Source organism: Arthrospira sp. PCC 9901, assembly GCF_059013425.1.
Map to the genome: position 1 here is coordinate 4,320,987 of NZ_CP102296.1, position 22,339 is coordinate 4,343,325.

13 protein-coding genes are annotated in these 22,339 nt (G+C 43.1%); 5 read left to right on the forward strand and 8 right to left on the reverse strand.

All coding sequences use genetic code 11. The annotated features are described in order from the left end of the window. Positions 1–18 precede the first annotated feature (18 nt). The 3 genes from NLZ44_RS19220 to pheT all read right to left on the reverse strand — a co-directional run bounded on the left by NLZ44_RS19220 (position 19) and on the right by pheT (position 6,106). A complete protein-coding gene (locus NLZ44_RS19220) occupies positions 19–3,099 on the reverse strand; it encodes a hypothetical protein (RefSeq protein WP_493750817.1) in 3,081 nt (1,026 codons plus the stop codon). A gap of 110 nt (positions 3,100–3,209) precedes the next feature. Beyond that, positions 3,210–3,479, reverse strand: a complete 270-nt coding sequence (locus NLZ44_RS19225; RefSeq protein WP_493750818.1) for a YciI family protein — start codon at positions 3,477–3,479, stop codon at positions 3,210–3,212. Between the two features lie 173 nt (positions 3,480–3,652). Then, positions 3,653–6,106, reverse strand: a complete 2,454-nt coding sequence (gene pheT / locus NLZ44_RS19230) for a phenylalanine--tRNA ligase subunit beta (RefSeq protein ID WP_493750819.1) — start codon at positions 6,104–6,106, stop codon at positions 3,653–3,655. Between the two features lie 404 nt (positions 6,107–6,510). Between pheT and NLZ44_RS19235 the strand changes: the two genes are divergently transcribed. The 3 genes from NLZ44_RS19235 to NLZ44_RS19245 all read left to right on the forward strand — a co-directional run bounded on the left by NLZ44_RS19235 (position 6,511) and on the right by NLZ44_RS19245 (position 9,931). Next, positions 6,511–7,119, forward strand: a complete 609-nt coding sequence (locus tag NLZ44_RS19235; protein WP_071829334.1) for an IS607 family transposase — start codon at positions 6,511–6,513, stop codon at positions 7,117–7,119. Continuing rightward, complete coding sequence (locus NLZ44_RS19240; RefSeq protein ID WP_230428100.1) at positions 7,082–8,191, forward strand: RNA-guided endonuclease InsQ/TnpB family protein; 1,110 nt, start codon at positions 7,082–7,084, stop codon at positions 8,189–8,191. The genes NLZ44_RS19235 and NLZ44_RS19240 overlap by 38 nt, the downstream gene beginning before the upstream one ends. 93 nt (positions 8,192–8,284) lie before the next feature. Then, positions 8,285–9,931, forward strand: a complete 1,647-nt coding sequence (locus NLZ44_RS19245; protein ID WP_493750820.1) for a serine/threonine-protein kinase — start codon at positions 8,285–8,287, stop codon at positions 9,929–9,931. Positions 9,932–9,941: 10 nt separating this feature from the next. On the opposite strand, the gene nblD is transcribed toward NLZ44_RS19245, so the two are convergent. Further along, entirely contained in the window at positions 9,942–10,157 is a 216-nt protein-coding gene (gene nblD, locus NLZ44_RS19250) for an NblD family protein (RefSeq protein ID WP_493750821.1), read from the reverse strand. Between the two features lie 79 nt (positions 10,158–10,236). Beyond that, positions 10,237–11,502, reverse strand: coding sequence for a glycosyltransferase (locus NLZ44_RS19255; protein ID WP_493750822.1), 1,266 nt, complete (start codon positions 11,500–11,502; stop codon positions 10,237–10,239). Positions 11,503–11,860: 358 nt separating this feature from the next. Here NLZ44_RS19255 and NLZ44_RS19260 point away from each other — a divergent pair, with 358 nt between their 5' ends. Further along, positions 11,861–15,049, forward strand: coding sequence for an ATP-binding response regulator (locus tag NLZ44_RS19260; protein WP_493750823.1), 3,189 nt, complete (start codon positions 11,861–11,863; stop codon positions 15,047–15,049). Between the two features lie 84 nt (positions 15,050–15,133). After that, positions 15,134–17,500: a S8 family serine peptidase gene (locus NLZ44_RS19265; protein WP_493750824.1), complete on the forward strand. Its 2,367-nt coding sequence runs from the start codon at positions 15,134–15,136 to the stop codon at positions 17,498–17,500. 8 nt (positions 17,501–17,508) lie between these two features. Here NLZ44_RS19265 and NLZ44_RS19270 read toward each other — a convergent pair whose 3' ends face one another. The 3 genes from NLZ44_RS19270 to ftsZ all read right to left on the reverse strand — a co-directional run bounded on the left by NLZ44_RS19270 (position 17,509) and on the right by ftsZ (position 22,218). Further along, a complete protein-coding gene (locus NLZ44_RS19270) occupies positions 17,509–19,668 on the reverse strand; it encodes an nSTAND1 domain-containing NTPase (protein WP_493750825.1) in 2,160 nt (719 codons plus the stop codon). A gap of 30 nt (positions 19,669–19,698) precedes the next feature. Beyond that, positions 19,699–20,745 (reverse strand): caspase family protein, encoded by a 1,047-nt coding sequence (locus NLZ44_RS19275; RefSeq protein ID WP_493750826.1) that lies wholly within the window; start codon positions 20,743–20,745, stop codon positions 19,699–19,701. Between the two features lie 186 nt (positions 20,746–20,931). Continuing rightward, positions 20,932–22,218 (reverse strand): cell division protein FtsZ, encoded by a 1,287-nt coding sequence (ftsZ, locus tag NLZ44_RS19280; protein ID WP_190593610.1) that lies wholly within the window; start codon positions 22,216–22,218, stop codon positions 20,932–20,934. Positions 22,219–22,339: the final 121 nt, after the last annotated feature.

Here is a 22,339-nt window from a genome sequence, read left to right on the forward strand (position 1 = left end):
TTATCGTGATTATTCAACTTATTGATCAACCGGGTTATTGGTGGAATCTGATTGGGGTCTCCGTCGATTCTGGGGATACAAAATCGAGTTAACCTCACTCAAAAAAGCCAAACTATTAAAATTGGCTTTTCCATTAATATGATTAAAAACAGATTTTTTTCGTAAAGAATCATCACCAATAACGCGATCGTAGGGATCTAGTTTAATCTGGATCTTGTTTCCAACTAATTTTTTTTCTAATCTGTAAAAGTGGAAAAAAGTCAAATATTGCAGAATGTCTTGTTTCAGAGAGTTATCATGAATCAATCCCTCCCGAATATGCTGATCGTCCAGGACTCCTTGATAGATATTTAATAAAGTTGCGTAGGACATCACCCCATTATAAAAGCGATCGTCCTCGTTTTTGGTTTTCACAGATAAACCATTAAAGAGATTAAAAAATACCACCACGTTTTTACTAGGGTCCTCTACCAAGTTTAATAATTTAGCAGTATCCTTTAGACTATAGGAAACCTGGTCTAAGGTTTTCATTTTTCTTTTTCTGACATAATACTTATTAAAGAAAACCGGATATATTTTAATATCTGGTAATCCTGATTGGAGAGATTTAATTAAAGTGGGTGACATGAAATAAAACTCATCTTCATTATCCACTTGTTTGGTTAGGTTTAAATTATCAGTAAATGGCGCTTTGGCTATATACAAAAAGTGACGATATCCTAATTCCTCGTAAAGATAATCTACCACATCAATTAAAATTGAGGGTTCTGTATATAAATTGCGAGAGAGATAATTTTCCGAAAAGGTTTTTAATAACTGTACGACAATTTGATTCTCTGACTGCTTCCTAATTCCGATCGCTTCACCGAATACAGTAGAAATCCGGTCTTGGCGATCGCCTTTGAATAAACCATCACTTTCAACACTAGAAACCACAATTAAAGCCAATTTATCCAGGGAGAAACTGGGACGATTAGCAGATTGATCTAGGATAAACTTGCGCGGTAATACCGAATATAACGAACCCAAAGCATTTCCCTTGGTAAAACTTTGGGTCAGATTTTTAATCCGCAACCCTTGAGAATTGGCGCGATATTTATTATTCAATAAATGACTAATTACTTTCGATAAATTAGCCATAAACTTCTCTGATTCAAAAGGTTTATTTTCGCTACCTTCATGAAGTCGAAAAATTGGTAAAAATACCAGTCCCCAACCTTCCAGAATTATCAGCAAAATGATATAAATCAGCAGAGACATGGTAAACCGATAAATAAAACTCTGTACCGAAGAATTATCATGCTCCTTATTTAAGGATTCTTTATTGTAGTGAAAAATAATTCCTGGAATATTGCTAAAAATTTGTTCTGTTTGTTGGCTATTTGGGTCACTTTTAGGAAGGAAGAAAACCGGAAGACATTTTTGAATTTTATCAATCCCATGATAATTGATGGTAAATTGCTGATTTTCTGATGTCTGATAATAGCGGATATCTTCGATTTTCAGATTACCCGGAAGTTGACAAAATATTCCCGTGTCGGGACTAGAATCGCCAATAGTAATGTACTGAAGACACTCTTTGGTATTGCTTTCTACTAGATGATTAAAAAACAAACCATTGCTAATTTTATCAATATCTGATTCTAATATACCCTTATATATGCCAATTTTAATAGGAAAATTTTGGGGTTCTAAAATAGTGGATTGTTTAAGACAATGATGAAGTAGCGATTTGAGTCTATTAATTTTTTTTAATACTTTATATTTGTAAAATCCTTTAATGACACGCTGCAAAAAATTAGACTTTTTATCTTCATCTGTACCCTGAAAAATTGGCAAAAAATAGGTCTCAAAACTCTCGCGAACATTATAAGTTAGTTCCGATTGTGGATCATAATCTTCTTGGTCAGGATTACTGTGAGTCGCAAATGCAAAATAGTAGACAAAAGCTAATTTCAAGACCTTTTGATAATACAGAGATTCCTGATAAAATTCTGGTTTTTTTGCTTCGGCTTTATCAGGATTAATCGTATCAAGATGATAGTCAAATGCTGGTTTACCTCCCCTAGCTTGAACCGGGTTGTTAAATTTAAGTTTTAAGCCAAAAGTAAAGGTTCTCTCGCTTCCGTCTGGACTGGTGGTTTCCCCTAAACTCTCGCTAATTATCGGAATAATGGGGAGAGAGTCAAACACCTCTGACCGGGAAAACCAATCCCGATAATTAATGGTTTCTCCACCATAACTAACTCGATAATCTCCATCCTGTTTGTCATGGTCATAAATATAAGCCACCATATCTTTTAGTCGCCGAATTAAATCCTGTAAATAAACTAAATCGCGATTATTATTAGTTGCTAAATTGGCGGCTAAATATTCTAAATAGCAGATTTTAGCGTGTTTTTTGAGTTTCCCTAGGGATTCGCTATCGACTACTTTCTGTAATTTATAAAAATCAGAAGATTTATCATTAGTTAAATTATCTAGGATTTCCAGAGTATCTTCTACATCTTCGCTGGATTCTTGGTCTAGTTTTTCCTCAATATAGTTACGGAGTCCCTGTTTTAAATCTTGGGTAAATTGATTGATGTTTCTTACGGAAATTGTCAGTTTATGAAACTTGAGGATAGAATGACTACCCACATTCTCATTAACCCGTGTTTCTAACTCTGAAGTTTTGACGTTTTGGATAGCAGGAAAATTATAATATAAATCGAATTTCTGATTGTTGATTTGCTGTAAAGTTCGGATAAAGCTATGAGTTAAAGAGTTGATATCTGGGTGATTATTATCTCTGGCTAATTCCTGTAACTTGTCTTTTAATAAATCCCGAATTTGTCTGATTTGTTGGTTAAATATATTTTGAGTATTACTATTAAAATTAACTGTGGCTGATTTGATGATACCCTTGGAACTAATGGGGTTAGCAATATTTTGTTTAATTAGTTGCTCAGTAATAGTCTCTAGGTCGATAATCAGATGATTTTTATTTTTGGAAATTTTGAATGGTTGTTGTTGGGTAATTTGCTGGATAATTTTATTTAATATATCGCTGTAGTCTACGGGTTCTAAGTTGCTGTCAGCTATTCCTAAAATGTTCATGTTGACTCCTGATGATAAATAATAGTAGCGATCGCCTTAGTAATTATCGGGGTGATTAAATAGGTGATGACTGAGGCTTGCCTTCACCTATATTGATGTGTGATAATAGACTAGAATGCTTGAATCCACTCTTTCACGTTGTACTCAGTCCAGATCCCATTTTTCCAGTAGGGGTCAGCTTCCACCAAGCCGCGAACGATCGCCTCTGATTCAGCCTCATAAATCCCCAAAACCTGAGTTAGATCTTTGGTGGGTCCAATAGTAATTAAAACCCCCGATTCTTTTTGTTCCTTTAAACCCTGTAAATGTTCTGGTCGGTAGGGTTCCCGTTTCGCCAAAACGTCTTCACAGTAGCTACCAAACATGATATATTTTGCCATAACCTTCTCAATGTCGTCAACTAATCACCACCATAGATATTATCACATTATACCATCTCCATGGTAATAGGTGTCTATGTCATTTTGAGGAAATTCTCAGAAGTGGGTGGTTATCGACAAGAGGAGTCAACCTCCCCCCAAGAAGGGAAGGAGGGGGGAGAAAGGGAGACTAACTAACTTCTCAAACTGACCTGAAACTCCTTAACCAAAGCATCCCTAATTTTTTGCTGTATGGGTTCTATGTCCTCATCAGTAAGGGTGCGATCGCCAACCCGATAAACCAAACGAAAAGCCAAACTTCGCTGATTTTCGGGAACATTTTTGCCACGGTATTCGTCGAATAAATCCACCGATTCCAGGATTTTACCACCATTTTTAATCATGGTTTTTTGCAAGTCAGCCACCGACACCGAATCCGCCACAAAAAAGGCGAGGTCGCGGTCACTAGCGGGGAAAGTAGAATAGGACTGAAAAGGTCGCTTTAAGTAATCCTTAGCCGTAATAGCAGCCGTGAGTACCGGGAGACGAAACTCGAATAAATAGACAGCTTCAGGAAGTTCTTTTTCCCGTTGAATTTGGGGGTGTAGTTGACCAAAAATTCCCAGCCGATCGCCATTTAACCATAACGTAGCCGTCCGTCCAGGATGAAGCATTTTCACATCAGATTCTTGGCGATATTCCACAGACAAAGACAACCGCTCCCACACCGATTCTAACACACCTTTAGCCTCAAACCAACTCATGGGATTATCCTTGCCACTGTTGACCCAACGACCCTGAGACGGGTCGCCACCAATCACCCCAGCGATCGCATCTTCTTCCTGGTAAACTTCTCCATCACGCCGAAAAATCCGGCCAATTTCCAACCCATTTAACGGACCGTTACCATTTTCCAGGTTAAACACAAAAGCATCAATTAACCCAGACAACATCTCAGTTCGTAAAGCCGAATACTCCACAAACAGAGGATTAGCAATTACCACCTGATTATCCCCTTGTTGTTTAACTAGGGAATAGTGCATCAACTCAGTCAAACCAGCAGCGCGAAAAGCCGATCGCAAGTCTCTTTTAGCCGCTTCTTCTGGTGGTAAATAACCGGGGACACTCTGAGTCGGAAGAGTATCAGAAAAGCGGTCATATCCATATAATCGCGCCACCTCTTCAATCAGGTCAATTTCCCTTTCTAGGTCCCGTTGACGATAGGGGGGAACTGTCACCGTCCAGACTACTGATTCCCCCTCTTGGCGGCTAGTACCACATCCCAAAGCAGTTAAAATACTTTCAACCTCTGGGGGTTGTAAATAGGACTCCACCTCCGTATCTTCTCCCCGCTTGAGGGGTCCTAAAATAGCATTAAGGCGATCGAGACTCAGGGAAACTTCCTGAGTCATCCGCATTTGGGTAGCACCGCTGGCGGATTTCTGAACCGTAGCAGTTCCCCCAGCTAGTTCCGAGATTAATAATATAGCACGACGGCAAGCCAGAGCCAGTTCAGCTTGATTTATGCCGCGTTCATAACGGGTAGACGATTCCGTGCGGATACCCTGAACACGCGCCGATCGCCTAATAGCCACCGGAGAAAACACCGCCGCCTCTAGGATTAAATTAGTCGTCGCGTCGTGAACTTCCGTATCCTCGCCTCCCATAACCCCCGCTAAAGCAACCGGTTGATCATTAGCGGTAATCACCAGATTTTGGTCTTGTAGCTGGCGGGTTTGACCATCAAGAGTTTTGAGAGACTCAGAAGCCTTAGCAAAACGCACCCCGATAGTCAGGTTTTGAGATCCAGTCAGGTTAGTGAGCCGATCGCGATCGAAAGCGTGGAGAGGCTGCCCCCATTCTAGTAAAATGTAGTTGGTGACATCGACGACATTGTTAATGGGACGAATTCCCGCCGCCTGTAGCCGTCGTTTTAGCCAATCAGGAGAGGGGGCAATTTTTACATTGGCGATCGCACCTCCGATATAGGTAGGACAGGCTTGGGATTCCATAATGTCAATTTCCAACCCACCTGCTGGGTCTTGGTCGCCAATTAATACCCCCGCCGCGTCAGGAATTTTCAAACTCCCGCCAGTCAAAGCCGCCACTTCTCTAGCAATTCCTACCATACTCAACCCGTCCGCGCGATTAGCGGTAGCTGTGACATCCAGGATCACGTCATCGAGTCCGATTAGGGGTCGGACATCACTTCCCAGCACAGGGTTGTCTAAATCAAAGCTATGGATACCTGGTGATTCTTTTTCTAAACCCAATTCTGATAGGGAACAAATCATTCCCATAGAGGGGACACCCCGCAGCTTAGTTTTTTTTAGCTTCAGGTCAATGGCGGGGAGATAAGTCCCAATGGTCGCTACAGCCACAATCATATCTGCTGCTGCATTAGGGGCCCCACAAACGATATTTAGGCGATCGCTTTGTCCTATGTCTACCTGACAGACTCGCAGTTTATCCGCATTAGGGTGGGGTGCAATTTCCGCGATTTTCCCTAATACCACACCATCGGCCCAAGTGCGGCGATCTTCGATATCTTCTACTTCAAATCCCGCTACCGTCAGGGTTTCCGCTAATTGTTCGGGACTGATACTGATGTCTACCAGTTCTCGTAACCAGTTTAATGAGATCCGCATATCACTTCAATTTTTTTGTCCGATTCTCCATTCTAAGGAGTCAACTAGCCTAGTGGCGAAACTTTTTTCTGGGGACCTGTTAGCCGATGATGGTAGCAATTACTGGATTTTGGGGTTGCGATCGTTGATAATAGTGTTTGATTCCCGTGGTTACAGGTTCCCGTAGAAAGTTAGGCAATAATGGGTATAGATAGCAGATAGATCAGACCCACCATGTTAATTGTCTTAGAATGGTAGTCTTAGAATGGTAGTTAGGTCTACAGAGTGAGGAGATCGACTATTATTCCTGAAATATCCAAGATCAAATCCTTTGACCTGCTGTTAAGAGCATGATTTAATCTCAAATTAGGTTAACATTTTAGGGCAATACGGTATAATAAGCGAGAAGAGTTGAGGATAAACCTATTGCCAGATATGTCAAACCCAAGGAAGCGGCCAAAATCCTTGGAGTCCATGAAAGAACACTCCGCAGATGGGACGAAAATGGCTCAATCGAGACCATCAGAACCCCCGCTGGGCAACGACGATACAACGTTGAGTCATATTCTGATTCCATTTCAGGCAGTGACAAACGCAAAGTCGTTATCTATGCCAGAGTTAGTAGCCGCGCCCAGCAGTCCGACCTCAACCGACAGGTGGCCGCACTGTCCAACCTCTACCCCGAAGCAGAAGTCGTCTCAGAAATCGGAGGCGGGCTCAACTTCAAGGGAAAGAAAATGCTGGCCTTACTGGGACAAGTCTTGTCAGGAGATGTCCGCATGGTTGTCGTTGCCCACAAAGACCGATTGGCCAGATTTGGATTTGACTGGTTTCGATGGCTCTGTGAGCAAAACAGGTGCCAACTCATGGTTCTCAACCAGACAAGTCTCAGTCCAGAACGACAAATGGTTGAGGACATCCTCGCCATCCTCCACTGCTTTAGCTCCAGATTATACGGACGGAGTAAATACAAAACTCAGGTCAAAGAAGATCCGGATTTACCCCAGCCCCGAGCTAAATCAAGTCTGGCGTAAATGGCTGGCTGCTTGTCGGTATTGCTACAACCAAGCAATTGCATTATCCCGGAGTGGTAAACGACTAAGCAAGTTAAAGTTACGCAATAAAGTGATGCAGAGTGACTTACCCGAATGGGTCAAAGAAACACCCTGCCACATTCGGCAAAATGCCATCTTTGATGCCTATCAGGCTTTGACCGCCAGTCCTGATGCCAGGTTTAGAAGTTGTCGTGACAGCTCTCAAGGGATTAAGTTCAATAATACTAATTTCTCTTCAGGGAGTTGGTATCCAAGACTCACGAAAGGATTAACTTTCATGGTTTCCGAACCCATCCCTAAAACTTGCGGGCAAGGGACTCAGTTGGTGTTTACCAAAGGTCGATGGTTTGCGATTTTCCCTGAACCAGTTGCCGTTACCCCAACTGAAGCGAATGGCGTAATTGCATTAGACCCGGGTGTGCGAACTTTCATAACTGGGTTTGATGGCTCTCGGTTTCTGGAATTTGGCTCCGGGAATATTGGACGCATTACTAGGCTATGTCAACATTTGGATGATTTGATGAGCCGAATCGCCAAGGAACCCTGTCGTTCAAGGAGGCGACGGATGAGGCAAGCGGCTCAACGAATGAGAACCAAAATCCGCAATCTAGTTGATGAAGCCCACAAACAAATTGCTCACTACTTGACTCACAACTACAGCATAATTTTTCTGCCGACCTTCGAGACTTCCAACATGGTTGCCAAAGCCAAGCGGAAAATCAAATCCAAGACTGCCCGCGCCATGCTGACATGGGCGCATTATCGATTCAAACTAACCCTGAGACATCAAGCCGAGATAACTGGAACCACAGTTGTAGATGTGACGGAAGAATACACCAGCAAAACCTGTACTCACTGTGGTCATGTGCATTCCCAGCTAGGTGGCTCAAAAGTGTTCCGATGTCCGGAGTGTGGGTTCACTCTACCCAGGGACTGGAACGGTGCTTTTGGAATCTTTCTAAAAGCTTTGCGGGATACCGCCTCTGTTACCTTAACGGGTAATAGTGCTATCGTCGCATTGTCAGGCAATAGCCGGATAAATGTCGCGTAAATGTATCAGTTCCCTGTGCCTTGCTATATACATAGCTACTTACACGAATTCGCGGTCTGACGTTAATCTTAAATTGAGTTATCTCCAACCGCCATGAGTTACTGTACCAATCCCAGTTGTCCTAATCCCGAAAACCCTAACGAGGCTGTCAAGTGTCAGGCTTGTGGTTCCCGGCTACGGCTACGAAATCGCTACCTAGTCGTTAAACCCATTGGTAAGGGGGGTTTTGGGGCCACATTTCTAGCGCGGGATTTATCCCTTCCCGGCTATCCTGCTTGTGTAGTTAAGCAATTGCGACCTTCTGCCACTTCTAAAAAAGTCCTGGAAATGGCACAACAGCTTTTTCAGCGGGAGGCGAAAACTCTGGGGAAAATTGGCGATCATCCCCAAATTCCCCGTCTTTTAGATTACTTTGTCGGGAAAAAACAGTTTTATTTAGTCCAAGAATTTGTTGATGGTTTGACCCTCAAACAAGAAGTTAAAGCCAATGGACCATTAACCGAAGCACAAACTCAGGAGTTTCTGCGGGATATTTTACCACTACTCGATTATATCCATTCTCAAGAGGTCATTCACCGGGATATTAAACCCGCTAATATCATTCGTCGCCGTCAGGATAATCGTTTAGTTCTCATTGATTTTGGCGCGGTTAAGGATAAAGTAAATCAAGCCACCATGATGGGAACTGGAGAAACCGCTTTTACTAATTTTGCCATTGGAACTTCCGGATTTGCTCCCATGGAACAGATGTCTTTACGACCTGTTTATGCTAGTGATATTTATGCGGTGGGAATGACTTGTATTTATTTACTGACCGGGAAATCTCCCAGTGCTTTGGAACATAACCCCACCACCGGGGAAGTTCACTGGCGAGAACATACCCACGTCAGTGATGCTTTTGCTGTCGTCTTAGAAAGAATGTTGGCGGTGTCCGTTTATCAGCGTTATCAGTCCGCCCAAGATGTTTTATATGCTCTTGATCATCAGAATGATGTAGAAGATGATTTATCTGGTAATATGTCCGTTCAGCCTATATCAACAGAACTGCTACCAGAACCACTACCAGAACCACCCGAAGAACCAACTATTTATAAGGATGATCAAACCTCCATCATGATGACTGCTCCCCAAAGGGAAGCGAAATTGATTCGGGAACGCCGAGAACGCAAAAAACGACAGGAAATGACTGAAATCTCTACCCATAAACGACCTGTCCGGGGGGGATTAAGTGCTACTCGGGGAGCTCCCGTAACTGCGATTCATAGTGATGGCTTATCTCAGAGAACCGTAACTTCTACTTCCCATAATTGGAATGAAAATAATTTCCGTAGTGCTTTTAGTAAGGGACACCGAGATTTTGGCGATTGTGAATTGAGTGGCTTAAATTTGTCGGGGGGAAAATGGAGAGGCGCTAATTTCTATCAGGCGCGACTGAGTAATATTAATTTTAAAAATGCTGACTTGAGAGATGCGAATTTTGGCCGCGCACGATTGACTCAGGCTAACCTCAAAAATGCTAATCTGGAAAATGCCTATATGAGTACCGCTAATCTGGAAAAGGCGGATTTGAGAGGTGCTAATTTGCAGGGTGCATATTTGACTCGCGCTAATTTGCGAGGTGCTAATTTATGCGGTGCTAATCTTAGAGGTTGTATGGTGGGGGATGAACAGTTGGCTTTAGCACGCACTAACTGGCGGACTATTTTGCCTAATGGAAAACGCAAATTTTGCTTTTGGTAAAAGTGGCTATTTATTGGGGTTTATAGGGGTCTGTGGGTTTGGTTTCACCAATTAATGCGGGGTCGGAATTTATGCAGCCTGGTTTTTTCACAAACTGACACACCCGCGCCCATAATCTGGCTCTGGTTCCGGGGGCTCCTACTGAGAATAAAACGCGATCGCCTCCGGGTGCTTTCACAATTTTTACGCCACAAATTGGGCAGACCTGGGATGGTTCGTTAGTCATCTTATCTAACCATATCTTTTGGGTCAAGCCAGCACATTATATCACAATCGGAGCAATTTGGCAAGCCCCTTTTACCAAATCAACCCGGTTGCTTATTGGTCAAAATTCCGGGGTATTTCCGATTTATTTGACTCTGTAGCCAGCCTAACCACTGATTGAGATGTTTATAAATATTCACCAGACCTCTGAGATGGGAATATTCAGATCGTCCATAGAGGAAATCATATAGACTCATTTGATAGTTGTCCTGAATGGCTAAATCTAACCACAGACTATGAAAAGGTGAGTTATGGTGGTAGTCGGGAATGGATTGTTCATAATAGGGAAAGGCGGTCAGACAGGTATTAAAAAAGTTCTTTCTCCCTCGATGCTTTAAATAGCTTAATCGGGGTTTAAATAATCTCGGATTTGCTAAGACTTGATGAATGGTATCTGCTAGGGATTCGGGGTCAAATTGAGCGCATAAACCCGCCGCTTCTGGAAAAAGGCGATCGCCTCCCCTGGCGTATTGATTAAACTCCTCAAAACAAATCACCGGAATATTGCAACTCATCGCCTCACTCAGGCTGCGATTTTTTCCCTCTAATAATGACCCCAAAATATAAGCCCTTGACCGTGAATAATATGCCGGAATTTCTTGATAATTGTTGGCATACTTGATAAAATTAATATAATCCCAGGGATTCCCTAGTATTGAGGTGATTTCTGCCAAAATTTTCCGGGTAATCTCATCATTATTATCAAAGTTATTAAAGTCTAAGTGGCGATCGCCAGCAATTAAAGAGAGTTTAATGTGGTGTTGATATTTTTGCCGATACACTTTTAAACCCCTAGCAATCATCGGCAAATTCTTTTCGGGAGCAATCCGAGAAACACAAAGCAAATCAATATCTTTTTTCTCTATGGGTTTCGGGGCGATAATATACTCATTAATAAAGTCGGAATTGTAGCAAGTCATCAACACTTTATCAACGGGATTATTTCGGAAAAACCAGCGGGCGCGATCGCGGTTATTATACAAACAGGAATAGGCATCAGCAGTTTTTGACCAAGGATAGGAACACCACATAGAGTAAGCCAATGAGAAGAAATAACGGGATAAATTCGGCAATACCTGATTCAGCAAATCCACCGATTCACTATAATAAAATCCTTTGATAAATCTCCCCTCATAAAAAACTGGGGGTAACACTACATAAAAACTGACCGTATTAAATCTTGATGGTTGGCTTTTGTCAATTTCATAAGTCCAGCTATCCAAATCAGCATAGATATCCTCAATGGGTTTGTCTATGCGGGGATCATTGAAATAAGGTTGTTGACGACTATAATCTCCCTGTCCCATAATTTAAGTTATAGCTGATTGAACTGAGGTCAGTATACCACCCCAGTACAACGGTCGAGGCGGTTTACACCCAGTAGCCACCGACCGGGGATCAAGGCAACCATAGTCACTAACCGCTTCAGCCCCCTGTCACGATTCATAGAAAAATCTCCCGCGCCTAGTCATAAAATTTTCTAATTTCTCTATGTACTTATGATTACTCAATGGTTGAGGATGTCAGCTAGGAAAGATTAAGAAAATACTTAAATTTTAAGTTAGTCATTGTTCCTGGTTAAAATAAATCAATGGGAGCAGTTCCTCTGAAAATTAAGTCTCATAGGTATCTGCGACCAAACCAGTTTGGGGTTCAAGTTTTTTCATGTCTTCTCAAATCTCTCTTCCCACGCTAATCAGACGGGTGCCCGTTTGTGGTCAGGACATCACCGTTGATGCGTTGTGGTTAGTTTTCTCAGAAGGCGATCATGATTGCGTTGTGGTTGTTAACCAACAGCAATATCCGATTGGGGTAGTGTATCTGCGTAGTTTAACTACTTATTTATTTTCCCCCAAAAATAAAAAACAGCCATTAACAAAAGTCATCCTAGCAGATCTAAGCGATCGCCTAATTAAACCCTTGCTTCTAATTCCCGCTTATTTAGATTGGCCAGAATTTTTAGCTTCTTTGCAGCAAATTGGTTATGACTTAGGATGGCATCCCCATCATTGTCAATCCGGTAATAGTCACCAAACAGAGGGTTTGTCCCCTCTGGCCATAATTAATCAAAATCAGGAATTTTTAGGGCTGATTGACTTAGCCAAACTCCTGCCATATATAGTTAATCAACCCGTCCCATTGTCGAAATATCACTCAGTGGCGAAAGGCGGGTTAGATTCGTTTCTCAATTCCCTGTTGCAACTCCTAGACCAATTGCCACTACCCATGATGATTCAAACCCAAAACGGGGAAATTTTGGGGCAGAATATGGCTTGGGTGCAACAGGTCGGAAATGAACCAGAAGTCTTGCAGCAAGCCGCTGAAACAGTCAATCAATGGGTTACTACCTCCACTACAACCCATGTCGATATCAGCAGCAACTCGGACGATTATACCATGGCGAACCCGGTACCAGAGTCCTCCATCTCCCCAACTACAGCCGTTAACCCCAACACCACCCAGTTAGACGAGTGTAGCTCGGATATGCCTAAGTGGTGCGATAATAGCTCAAATTCGGAAACATATATCTGTATTTGTCCACAATCCAAACAGCAGCGAGTGTGGCAATTTACCCGCCGGACTTTGGTACAGCCAAGTTTAACAGAATGCTTTGATAAATGGTGGTTAATTATTGCTCAGGATATCACAGAACAATATCGAGTCGCCCAAGAGTTGACCGCTAAAAATGCGGATTTAATCCAACTAAATCGACTCAAAGATGAGTTTTTAGCCTGTATTAGCCATGAACTGAAAACTCCCTTAACAGCAGTTTTGGGGTTGTCTAGTTTGCTGAAAGATAAAGCCTTGGGGGAATTAAGCGATCGCCAAGCTAAATACGCCAAACTGATCCACCAAAGCGGACGACATCTGATGATGGTCGTTAATGATATCTTAGATTTAACCCGCATTGAGACCGGACAGTTAGAACTAACTCCCGAAGGTGTGAACATTAAAACTGTCTGCGATCGGGCTTTAGAATCCGTCCTACAACTGCACCAGCAGGGTGATATTAAGGATAGTCAATCTAGCTTAGGCAGCCGAAAATTCAGCCTAGAAATTGAACCGGAATTAGAAACTATTGAAGCCGACGAATTGCGTCTACGCCAGATGCTAGTTAACCTGATTTCCAATGCCTTTAAATTTACTCCTGATGGTGGTTCCATGGGTTTACGGGTTAACCGTTGGGAAGATTGGGTTGTGTTTACAGTTTGGGATACAGGTATTGGCATTCCCGAACAAAAACAACATCTGATTTTTGAAAAGTTCCAACAGCTTGAAAGTCCCCTAACTCGTCAATTTGAAGGCACAGGTTTAGGATTAGTTCTCTGTCAAAGATTAGCCCGGCTTCATGGTGGAGATATTAGCTTTATTTCCAAACAGGGACAAGGCACTGAGTTTACCTTACTTTTGCCTCCGGTTCCTCCCGCCAACGGCTGGAAATCAGATAAATTAGACTGGGAAAAAACCGATATTTCTCCATACTCTCAATCCCCTAAAACTAATTTATCTCGTCCCACTACCCAGGGACAATCTCGGTTAATTTTGATTGTCGAAGCCGCCCCTAAATATATTCATGATTTGAGTGATAAACTCTCCAAATTAGGTTATCGAGCCATCGTCGCCAGGACGGGAACCGAGGCTTTAGAAAAAGCCCGAAGGTTGCAACCTCGGATGATTTTTCTCAATCCTTTACTGCCACTTTTATCAGGTTGGGATGTCCTAACCTTACTAAAAACTGATGTAGATACCAGCGAAATTCCTGTATTTATTACAGCCACTTTAGGAGACAAAAAGCGTGCCATCAAAGGTTCTTCTGATGGTTTTCTGAGTTTACCTGTGCAGAAATCTGATTTACAGTTAGTCATTAATCAACTAGAAAAAACCCCATCGACCGCCCCAATTAAGACATTAACAGTCCTGTGGTTAAATCCAGTTGACCATGAATTACACCAGGGTTTAGCAGGTAATTTACCCGATAAAAACTTCCCATCACCCATTAACGAAACTTCTCAAACTTCCCATTGTCGGATTTTGGAGGCTGATGATTTGGGTCAGGCGGAACTACTGGCGCGAATTTGGCATCCTAATGTTATGGTTTTAGAGTCTATTAATCATCTTGATGATCCCATGGCATTTTTGCTGGAGTTGAGAGATGAAAAACATCTCGCTAATCTGCCCATAGTCACCCTAGATACAGCCACAACTGAAGCAGCTAATAGCATTGAAGGATTATCGGTTTTCCCCTGTCTATTGCCTCAAATTAGCCAGACTTATATGGGGTCTAGGAGGCGACAAACTGACCCAGGTATTTTACAGGTGATTCAAGTGGCGGCGGGGATGAGTTGGAAATCTCATATTTTGGTAGTTGATTTGTTGACATTACCAGACTTGGTAAACCTAGATTCTCAGGGAAGTAATCAAACGGCGAATTTTCAGACCCCGGCTGACCCGACCAGCAAAATTGAGCAAGCCTTGATTCAGTATTTACAAACAGCAGGATTTCGGGGAACTCTGGGGAGAACCTGGGAAGAAATACTGCAACAATTACAGTGTCAAAGTGTCGATTTATTACTGTTGTGTGTCCGCCATCAAACTTCCCCCATTCTCCGAAACGCTTTAGAGGCTTTAGTTAACCTGGGTAATTCTCAGCATGATGATTTAACAATTCCGCCGATTCTGGTTTTAGACAATTCTGGTTTATTTAAAACTTCTCCTGACACCAAACCTAACAGTTCCCCCATTCAACATATCCCCACAGACTTACAGGGTTTAACTCAACATCTCACCCTCAAATTTCTATCGGGTCGGATTTCCATGACTGAACTATTGGATCAGATTCGAGAGTTAATGTAAAGTTTTGTAAAATGATTCCTGATGGCTGATTAAATGTGGGATAATGGGAGTGTTTGGTAGTAATTTTAGCCCGCAAAAAAAAATATGGATGGGCAAGTTAGGCAGGAACTCCCAGATTTGGTCTATGCTGAAGCTGTAGTGCGATCGCTATCGGGAGAGTCTCTGCTGTCAACACAAACGTTAGTTACCAGTGAAAATGTCACCCTGTTTGACGCTGATCCACGGCTGATAAATCATACAGCAGAACGCCTCCAAAATACTGGATTTAATGTCCTATCCAAAGGTCGCGGTTCTATTAGTATTTCCGGCTCTCCTGACCTTTATGAGCAGTCTTTCCAGACGACTCTCACTAATGTTGAATATCAGGTAATTAAAGAGTTTGGTCAGCCTAGCACGGCTCATTTTATTGATTCGGTTGATGATAAACCCTCTGGGGAAATTGATATTTCTCAGAGCAGTTGGAATACAGAACTGGTAGGGGTAGCCATTAATGAGCCGATTTCTTATTTGGGGTTAAGTGTTCCTTCTGCTTTGCCGCCGCCAGCAGTCTCGCAATATTTATCTGTACCCGATTGTTTAGCCAAGGGTCTAAATGCAAAACAGGCTCATGATGGGGGAATTGACGGTCGGGGTGTGAAAGTAGTAATGGTGGATTCTGGGTGGTATAATCACCCCTTTTTTACTCACCATAACTATCAGGGTCAGGTGATTCTCGCCCCCGGTTCGACGGATAAACATATTGATACAAACGGTCACGGAACTGGAGAATCTGCTAATTTATTTGCAGTGGCTCCGGGAGTTGATTTTATCATGGTTAAAGCTGATGTGGCGATCCGTGGTAAATCCCGCAATGTTAATTCTATTGCTGCTTTTAGAACGGCGATCGCCCAGCGACCTGATATTATCTCCTGTAGCTGGGGTTCAGATCAGAGAAGTTCGGAACTTTCACCTTATAATAAGGTCTTAGCCACCTTAGTAGCGGATGCGGTGCGGCGGGGAATAATTGTCATTTTTTCGGCGGGAAATGGTCATTGGTCTTTTCCTGGTCAACATCCCAATGCGATCGCTGCTGGGGGAGTTTATAAGCATCTTGACGGACCCACAAAGGGAGAGTTAGAAGCGAGTAACTATTCCAGTGCTTTCTACAGTCCGGTTTATCCAGGGCGACAGGTTCCCGATGTCTGCGGGTTGGTAGGACAGCGCCCCCACGCCGCCTATATTATGCTACCTGTGCCGCCTGGGTGTTTAACTGACATCGCCTGTGCTGTTGAGGATGGCACCGAAGCCAATGATGGCTGGGCGGCTTTTAGTGGTACATCGGCGGCTGCGCCCCAAGTGGCGGGGGTTTGTGCGCTATTAAAACAGTTGGATCCGGGTTTATCTCCGGTGCGTGCTAAGAGAATTTTAGAGAAAAGTGCGATCGATGTAGTCAAGGGTTTTTCTAATTACTATTTCAGCCGACCAACAGCCGGTCCGGGTCGCGACCTAGCCACGGGTTACGGCTTAGTTGATGCTGGGAACGCCATTGCTACCCTCAGACAGGTAAATAATCAGGAAGCATCCCACTCTCAAATCATCGATTATTCCCAGGCTGATGATACTTTTAATCCGGCTTTATCAGCCCCTATCAATTGTGATTGTGACAGTCCATCAGCAGCCAGTTATGTACCTGATGCAGCCTCAGATCATGGCTTATCAAATACTTGGCACAGTCACAGCATAGAACCGGAAACACCTCAATCAACTTTACCGACAATTTCAGCAACTAGGAGTCAAGTCACCATGTCTAACAATTATCCCAAACTCAACAATAAATTCGATGAAATTTTAAATGATTTCGACAATATTTTAAAGGGCAAAATCGAAGCCGAAGAAATCGAAGCCGTTGAACTAAATATCTCCCTGCGACATTTTAGCGATCGCTCTCCCAAGACCGAAGGCATACTAGCTTTGGTAGCTTGTTTACAGCAACTAGAGAAAAGTTGGGACGACCCAGAAACAGTTAAGGAATCCCTTGTCAATGATATCCTAAAATCCGCCAAAACCACCCTAGCACAAGCTGGTTTTAACTTGAGAAATCAAGAGATTATTGAGCAAATCAAATCATCATATATCAACAACCTAGCCAGTGTTGAACCCCAACTCATTCAGAAAAAGCACGTTTCCGCCGCCAAAAGCCTGCTCAGGATTCAGAAATATCAAAAGTTAGCCACACGCATTTTAATTAAGGCTATAGAAGAAGCAGACGAGAAAGTAGCCGCCTTAGCAGCCGAAGCATTAGGAGAGTTTCACACCACACAATCATCTCAAGATATCGAGATAGAAAGTTACGATTTTCAGGGAGGCATGGGTGGTGGTGAATATGCACCTCAAAATGGCGGAAAAATTAGAATAACAATCGTTCAAGAGAATCCTCTAATATACCTGGTTGAACCTATTCCCCCTCGATAAAAAGTTTGTTAATTGAATCTGTGACAATCTCTATTTTCCAGATTTTTGGATTCTGCTGACAACAAATAATCAGGTAGTTTTGTGTCACAAAGGATAGCTGACTCGATTTGATGTTGGCTAAGACCTTTAGTTTGTGTTAAGTCTACTCCTCGTAAATCCGCATCTTGTAAATCCGCATCTTGTAAATCCGCATCCTGTAAATGGGCATTCCGTAAATCCGCATCCTGTAAACGAGCATTTCTTAGGTCAGCAAAAACAAGAACAGCACTATATAAGTCTGCGTAGTAAAGTCTTGCTCCCTGAAAATCAGTATCTATTAAAATTGCTCCACGCAAATTAGCACGATTTAGCCTAGCATCTCGAAAGTTAGCTTGTGAAAGTTCTGCTCTTTCAAAATTAATCCCATTGAGAGCCTTACCACAGAGATGAATTCTCTCCAAATTATTGTCACCAGTTTTGAGCCGATACCATAATAAATGTTTTAATATGGTAGTAGGCTGACAATTTTCCTCAGCTAAAAGTCTTTCTGTCAAATAGACCAAAGACAAATGAATGATAAACAAAACTGCTATGGACGGAAACACAAATAGCAGTGATATCCTCAGATATTTTTGTCGCTGACTCGCCTTAATAAATTCCGTAGCTAACTCAGATAATGCCACTTCCTGAGCCGCCGTTTTATTAAACTCCTGAGCATCCCTAAGAATGCGACTTTGTAACAAATAATCTGGGGATTTATTTTGAGAACGCCACTCCTCTGCATATCGCTCAAATTTCTGCTTTTGATGCAATTGTTCCCGACGTTCACTTAACCAACCTTGTAGCTTATCCCAATTGTGAATTAACGCTTCGTGGGTGACTTCCAGAGTTTCACCTTGCTGGGGGTCTTGGGAAGTAGACAGGAAACGGACACCTCTGGCGGAAAAACGCCTAATAATTGATTTGATGGCGGGTTCTTCCTGTTTATTGCTAATTAATTCGGAGACCGGAGCGCGGCGACGGGTGGTTTTGTCGGACTCGTCTGGGTTGACTAAAGCTAGAAAAATGCGACGCGCTAATATTTGGTCTTCTGGACTTAGGGACTCATATAAACGTTCTACTTCCCCCGCTAAAGCACCCCCGACACCCCCAATTTTTTCTAAGGTTTCTGCGGGGTCTATACCATCTTCTAACCCCTCCCAAATGCGTTGTAATGCAAACTGAAGCAGGGGGAGAGCGCCTTCCCTTCCCTGGGTTTGTTCAATTAATAGTTGAATAATGGCAGGTTCCAGGCTATGTCCGGCGAGTTCTGCGGGTTTGGCGATCGCCATTTCTAACTCTTCTCGCTGCATACTCGGCACCAAAAAGCCATTACTAGAAAATAACCCATCTAACCCCGGATATTGTTGAGTTTCCCGCAAAAAATCACTCCGCATAGTCACCATAACCGAAGTATGTCTATCTGCATCCTTCGCCGCACAGAGTAAATTCTCAATAAAAGCCTTCCTTTCTTCATCGTCTTTACAGAGAGTAAAAACTTCCTCAAATTGATCCACTACCACCACCAGAAGCGACTCATGAATATTTGGGATTTGATTAGCAATGCGTCGTAAACCCTCATACTCTCCCCTATCGCTGCGGTTTTTTAACACCCGTTCAAATTCTGCGGTTTTTTCCACTGGTGAAGGGTCATTGGTCACAATTCGCGCCAAAACCGTCGCCAAGGACTCCAGGGGATGAGTAGTCGGAAATAATACCGCAATTTGAGCTTTTTGATAACCGAATAAAGGTTTTTTATCCAATTCTGGAATTAAACCCGATCGCGTCAATGATGATTTCCCCGAACCAGAAGTTCCATAAATCGGCAAAAATCGACAAGCCGATTCATCTTCATTCAAATCGCGGAATTTTTCCCACAGTCGCTCAATTTGCTTTTCTCTCCCAAAAAAGTACATAGAATCTTCTTCTCTAAATACATCTAATCCCCGATAAGGATTCTCCCCCAATTGAGTCCGCTTAGTTTCCTTCTCCGTGGGTATCGTATAAGCAGAAGCAGATAAATAAACAGTTACCGAACTCCCTTGAATCACATTACCATTAACCTCCCAGGTACGTTGATTAAACCCCCCAGTAATATTAGTTTCATCTTCAAGGGGATTCTGATTCAGTTCTGATGGTGATTTTACCATGATTATTTACCTGCAAATTACTCGGTTTTACTATTCATCTTCGGAGTCATTGGTTTTCCGTTGTTTCGCACCGATAACCACATCTCGCTGTGATTGAATCACATCACCGCCAACCTTCCAACCCGGTTGATTAAACCCCCCAGAAATATGGGTTTCCTGTTTCCCAATTTCTCCCACATTTCCAGCAATATTAGTTTGATTGTCAACGGTTTGGTCTTTTTGGTCAAACACCACGGAAGGTTGAGACTTAGCCGCCGTTTCGGTTTCCGGTTCTTCTGTCGCTTGCGGAAATGGCAACCCTTTGGGTTCTATGCTTCCCCCCGCATAATAAGCCACCACAAAATTATCAGCATTTTCATAGTGTAAAACCGGGTGTTGTCGGTCTTGGGTGCGGGTGGGGATGACCTGGCGAGTATGTAAGGCTAAATCGGCGACCCTCACCGAACCATCTTTTTTAGCGACCCCAGAACCACAAAAGGCTTCCATTAAAGCCATGGTAAATTCGCTATTATGTTTGTGTTTATAAAGATATGAGAGTTCATCTTCCTTACAGGAGGCAATCAAGGCTTTTCCTCGACCTTCTTGTAATAACTTGATGGCTTCAGGCGGTAAAGGAGAGGCAGCCATTTCTAGTCCTGGTGCTTTGGCTTCTCCCACGCCTCCCGCATGGCAACAGTCCAATAAAATTAACAGTTTTTGGGAGGTAATAGCTTTAAGTTTTTCGGAAAATTCCTGACCACTAATAGCAGTTTGATAGAGTTTATTAATGTTGTAGCCATAGGGCATGAAATAATAAAACTCCCCGGTAGGTGAGGCGACTTGATAGCCATGACCGGAAAAATAGATAACTACAGTTGACTCGGAATTGGTGGTTTTAGCGAGTTGATCTAGGGCTTCTAATACCTGAGAGCGATCGGCTTTTTCATTAACTAATAATGTCACCTGTTCGGGTGGATAGGCGCATCTGGACGGGTCGGTGAGAATGGCAGCTAAACCTTTTGCGTCATTAACGGTGTTGGGTAAATCTTGACCAACCCCAATTACTAAAGCGTGTCCGTTTTTATAAGTGCTAGACATAATTTAATGGCAACTAGAAATTGCCCTTCTGATACCTATAGGCTAACCTCAGATCCGGAAAGTGGCGAATAGTTTAATTATTGCTTAACACGCTATGACCCTCAGCGCCCAATTCCCATAAATAACCCCTCTACCCGGTAATCAGATGGGTTAAGGGGGGATAGGAATTTAGGAATTTTTGATGCTCTACCGACCAGGAGGCGGACGGCGACGACGGAGAAAATCGGGAATATCAAGTTCCTGGGGCTGAGGTTGTGGCTCAGGAGCAGGAGTCGGTATAGTGCGCTGCTGAGGAATAGAAGTTATGGGTCGAGACAAAGGAACCTCTCTGCCGGATTGGGGAACAGTAGATTTAGATTCACCGGTGAACCCGGTAGCAATGACGGTAATTTTGACTTCACCCTGCATCCGTTCATCAATGACGGCCCCAAAAATAATATTAGCATTAGGATCGACGACTTCATAAATGGTCTCGGCGGCAGCATTGACCTCATGCAAGGTCAGGTCTGTGCCTCCAGTAATATTAAATACAACTCCCCGCGCACCCTCAATGGAGGATTCTAATAAAGGCGAAGAAATAGCAGTTAAGGCAGCTTCCCGCGCGCGTGACTTACCAGAACCAATACCAATACCCAATAAAGCGGAACCGGCATCAGCCATGACGGCACGGACATCAGCAAAGTCCACATTCACCAATCCGGGAATGGTAATAATATCAGAAATACCCTGAACCCCCTGGCGCAATACATCATCAGCATAGCGGAAGGCTTCCTGTACAGGGGTTTGCTCATTAATGACGGACAGGAGCTTATTGTTAGGAATCACAATGAGGGTATCAACGCGAGTTTGAAGGGCGGCAATTCCCTCGTCAGCCTGGGAAATGCGTCGCCGTCCCTCAAAGGTGAAAGGACGGGTAACTACGCCAATAGTTAAGGCTCCAACTTCTTTGGCGATTTCGGCGACAATGGGAGCGCCACCAGTACCGGTGCCGCCACCTAGACCAGCGGTAATAAAGACCAAATCGGCACCGTCTAAGGCTTGGGCGATTTCATCCCGGGACTCTTCAGCGGCTTTTTGACCGATCGCCGGATTTCCGCCAGCTCCCAAACCTCTGGTCAGTTTTTGACCAACCTGAAGGCGTTTAGATGCTTTAGACTGAGTAAGGGCTTGGGCATCGGTATTGACGGCCCAAAACTCGACACCGGAGACCTCGCTATCAATCATCCGGTTAATGGCATTTCCGCCACTTCCCCCTACACCAATAACTTTAATTTTGGCAGCGTTGCTAGGCACAATATCACTACTCCAGGACTGTTCATTAGGGACGGCGTTACCATCATTATTATGATTATTTAATCCTTCATTATTTTGGCGAAAGGGGTTAGCCGATTCTGCTGCCGTCCACAGGCTGGCTTTTCCTTCAGGTTGGTTGTTATTTGGGGTAGATCCCAGATTGCTCTTCTCAAGCATCATTTTAAGTATTTGGGGTAGATGAATCAGTTTTAATATTTAAACAAGTCCAAGTCAACTAAGTTTGTTTAAGTTGAGCTAACAACCCAAAACGCTAATATAGCAGTTATCAGGACAGTAGGAC

Excerpts from the sequence above, each read along its gene's own strand:
- NLZ44_RS19220 (WP_493750817.1), bottom strand. The coding sequence starts at position 3,099 with ATGAACATTTTAGGAATAGCTGACAGCAACTTAGAACCCGTAGACTAC.
- NLZ44_RS19225 (WP_493750818.1), bottom strand. The coding sequence starts at position 3,479 with ATGGCAAAATATATCATGTTTGGTAGCTACTGTGAAGACGTTTTGGCG.
- pheT (WP_493750819.1), bottom strand. The coding sequence starts at position 6,106 with ATGCGGATCTCATTAAACTGGTTACGAGAACTGGTAGACATCAGTATC.
- NLZ44_RS19245 (WP_493750820.1), top strand. The coding sequence starts at position 8,285 with ATGAGTTACTGTACCAATCCCAGTTGTCCTAATCCCGAAAACCCTAAC.
- nblD (WP_493750821.1), bottom strand. The coding sequence starts at position 10,157 with ATGACTAACGAACCATCCCAGGTCTGCCCAATTTGTGGCGTAAAAATT.
- NLZ44_RS19255 (WP_493750822.1), bottom strand. The coding sequence starts at position 11,502 with ATGGGACAGGGAGATTATAGTCGTCAACAACCTTATTTCAATGATCCC.
- NLZ44_RS19260 (WP_493750823.1), top strand. The coding sequence starts at position 11,861 with ATGTCTTCTCAAATCTCTCTTCCCACGCTAATCAGACGGGTGCCCGTT.
- NLZ44_RS19265 (WP_493750824.1), top strand. The coding sequence starts at position 15,134 with ATGGATGGGCAAGTTAGGCAGGAACTCCCAGATTTGGTCTATGCTGAA.
- NLZ44_RS19270 (WP_493750825.1), bottom strand. The coding sequence starts at position 19,668 with ATGGTAAAATCACCATCAGAACTGAATCAGAATCCCCTTGAAGATGAA.
- NLZ44_RS19275 (WP_493750826.1), bottom strand. The coding sequence starts at position 20,745 with ATGTCTAGCACTTATAAAAACGGACACGCTTTAGTAATTGGGGTTGGT.
- ftsZ (WP_190593610.1), bottom strand. The coding sequence starts at position 22,218 with ATGATGCTTGAGAAGAGCAATCTGGGATCTACCCCAAATAACAACCAA.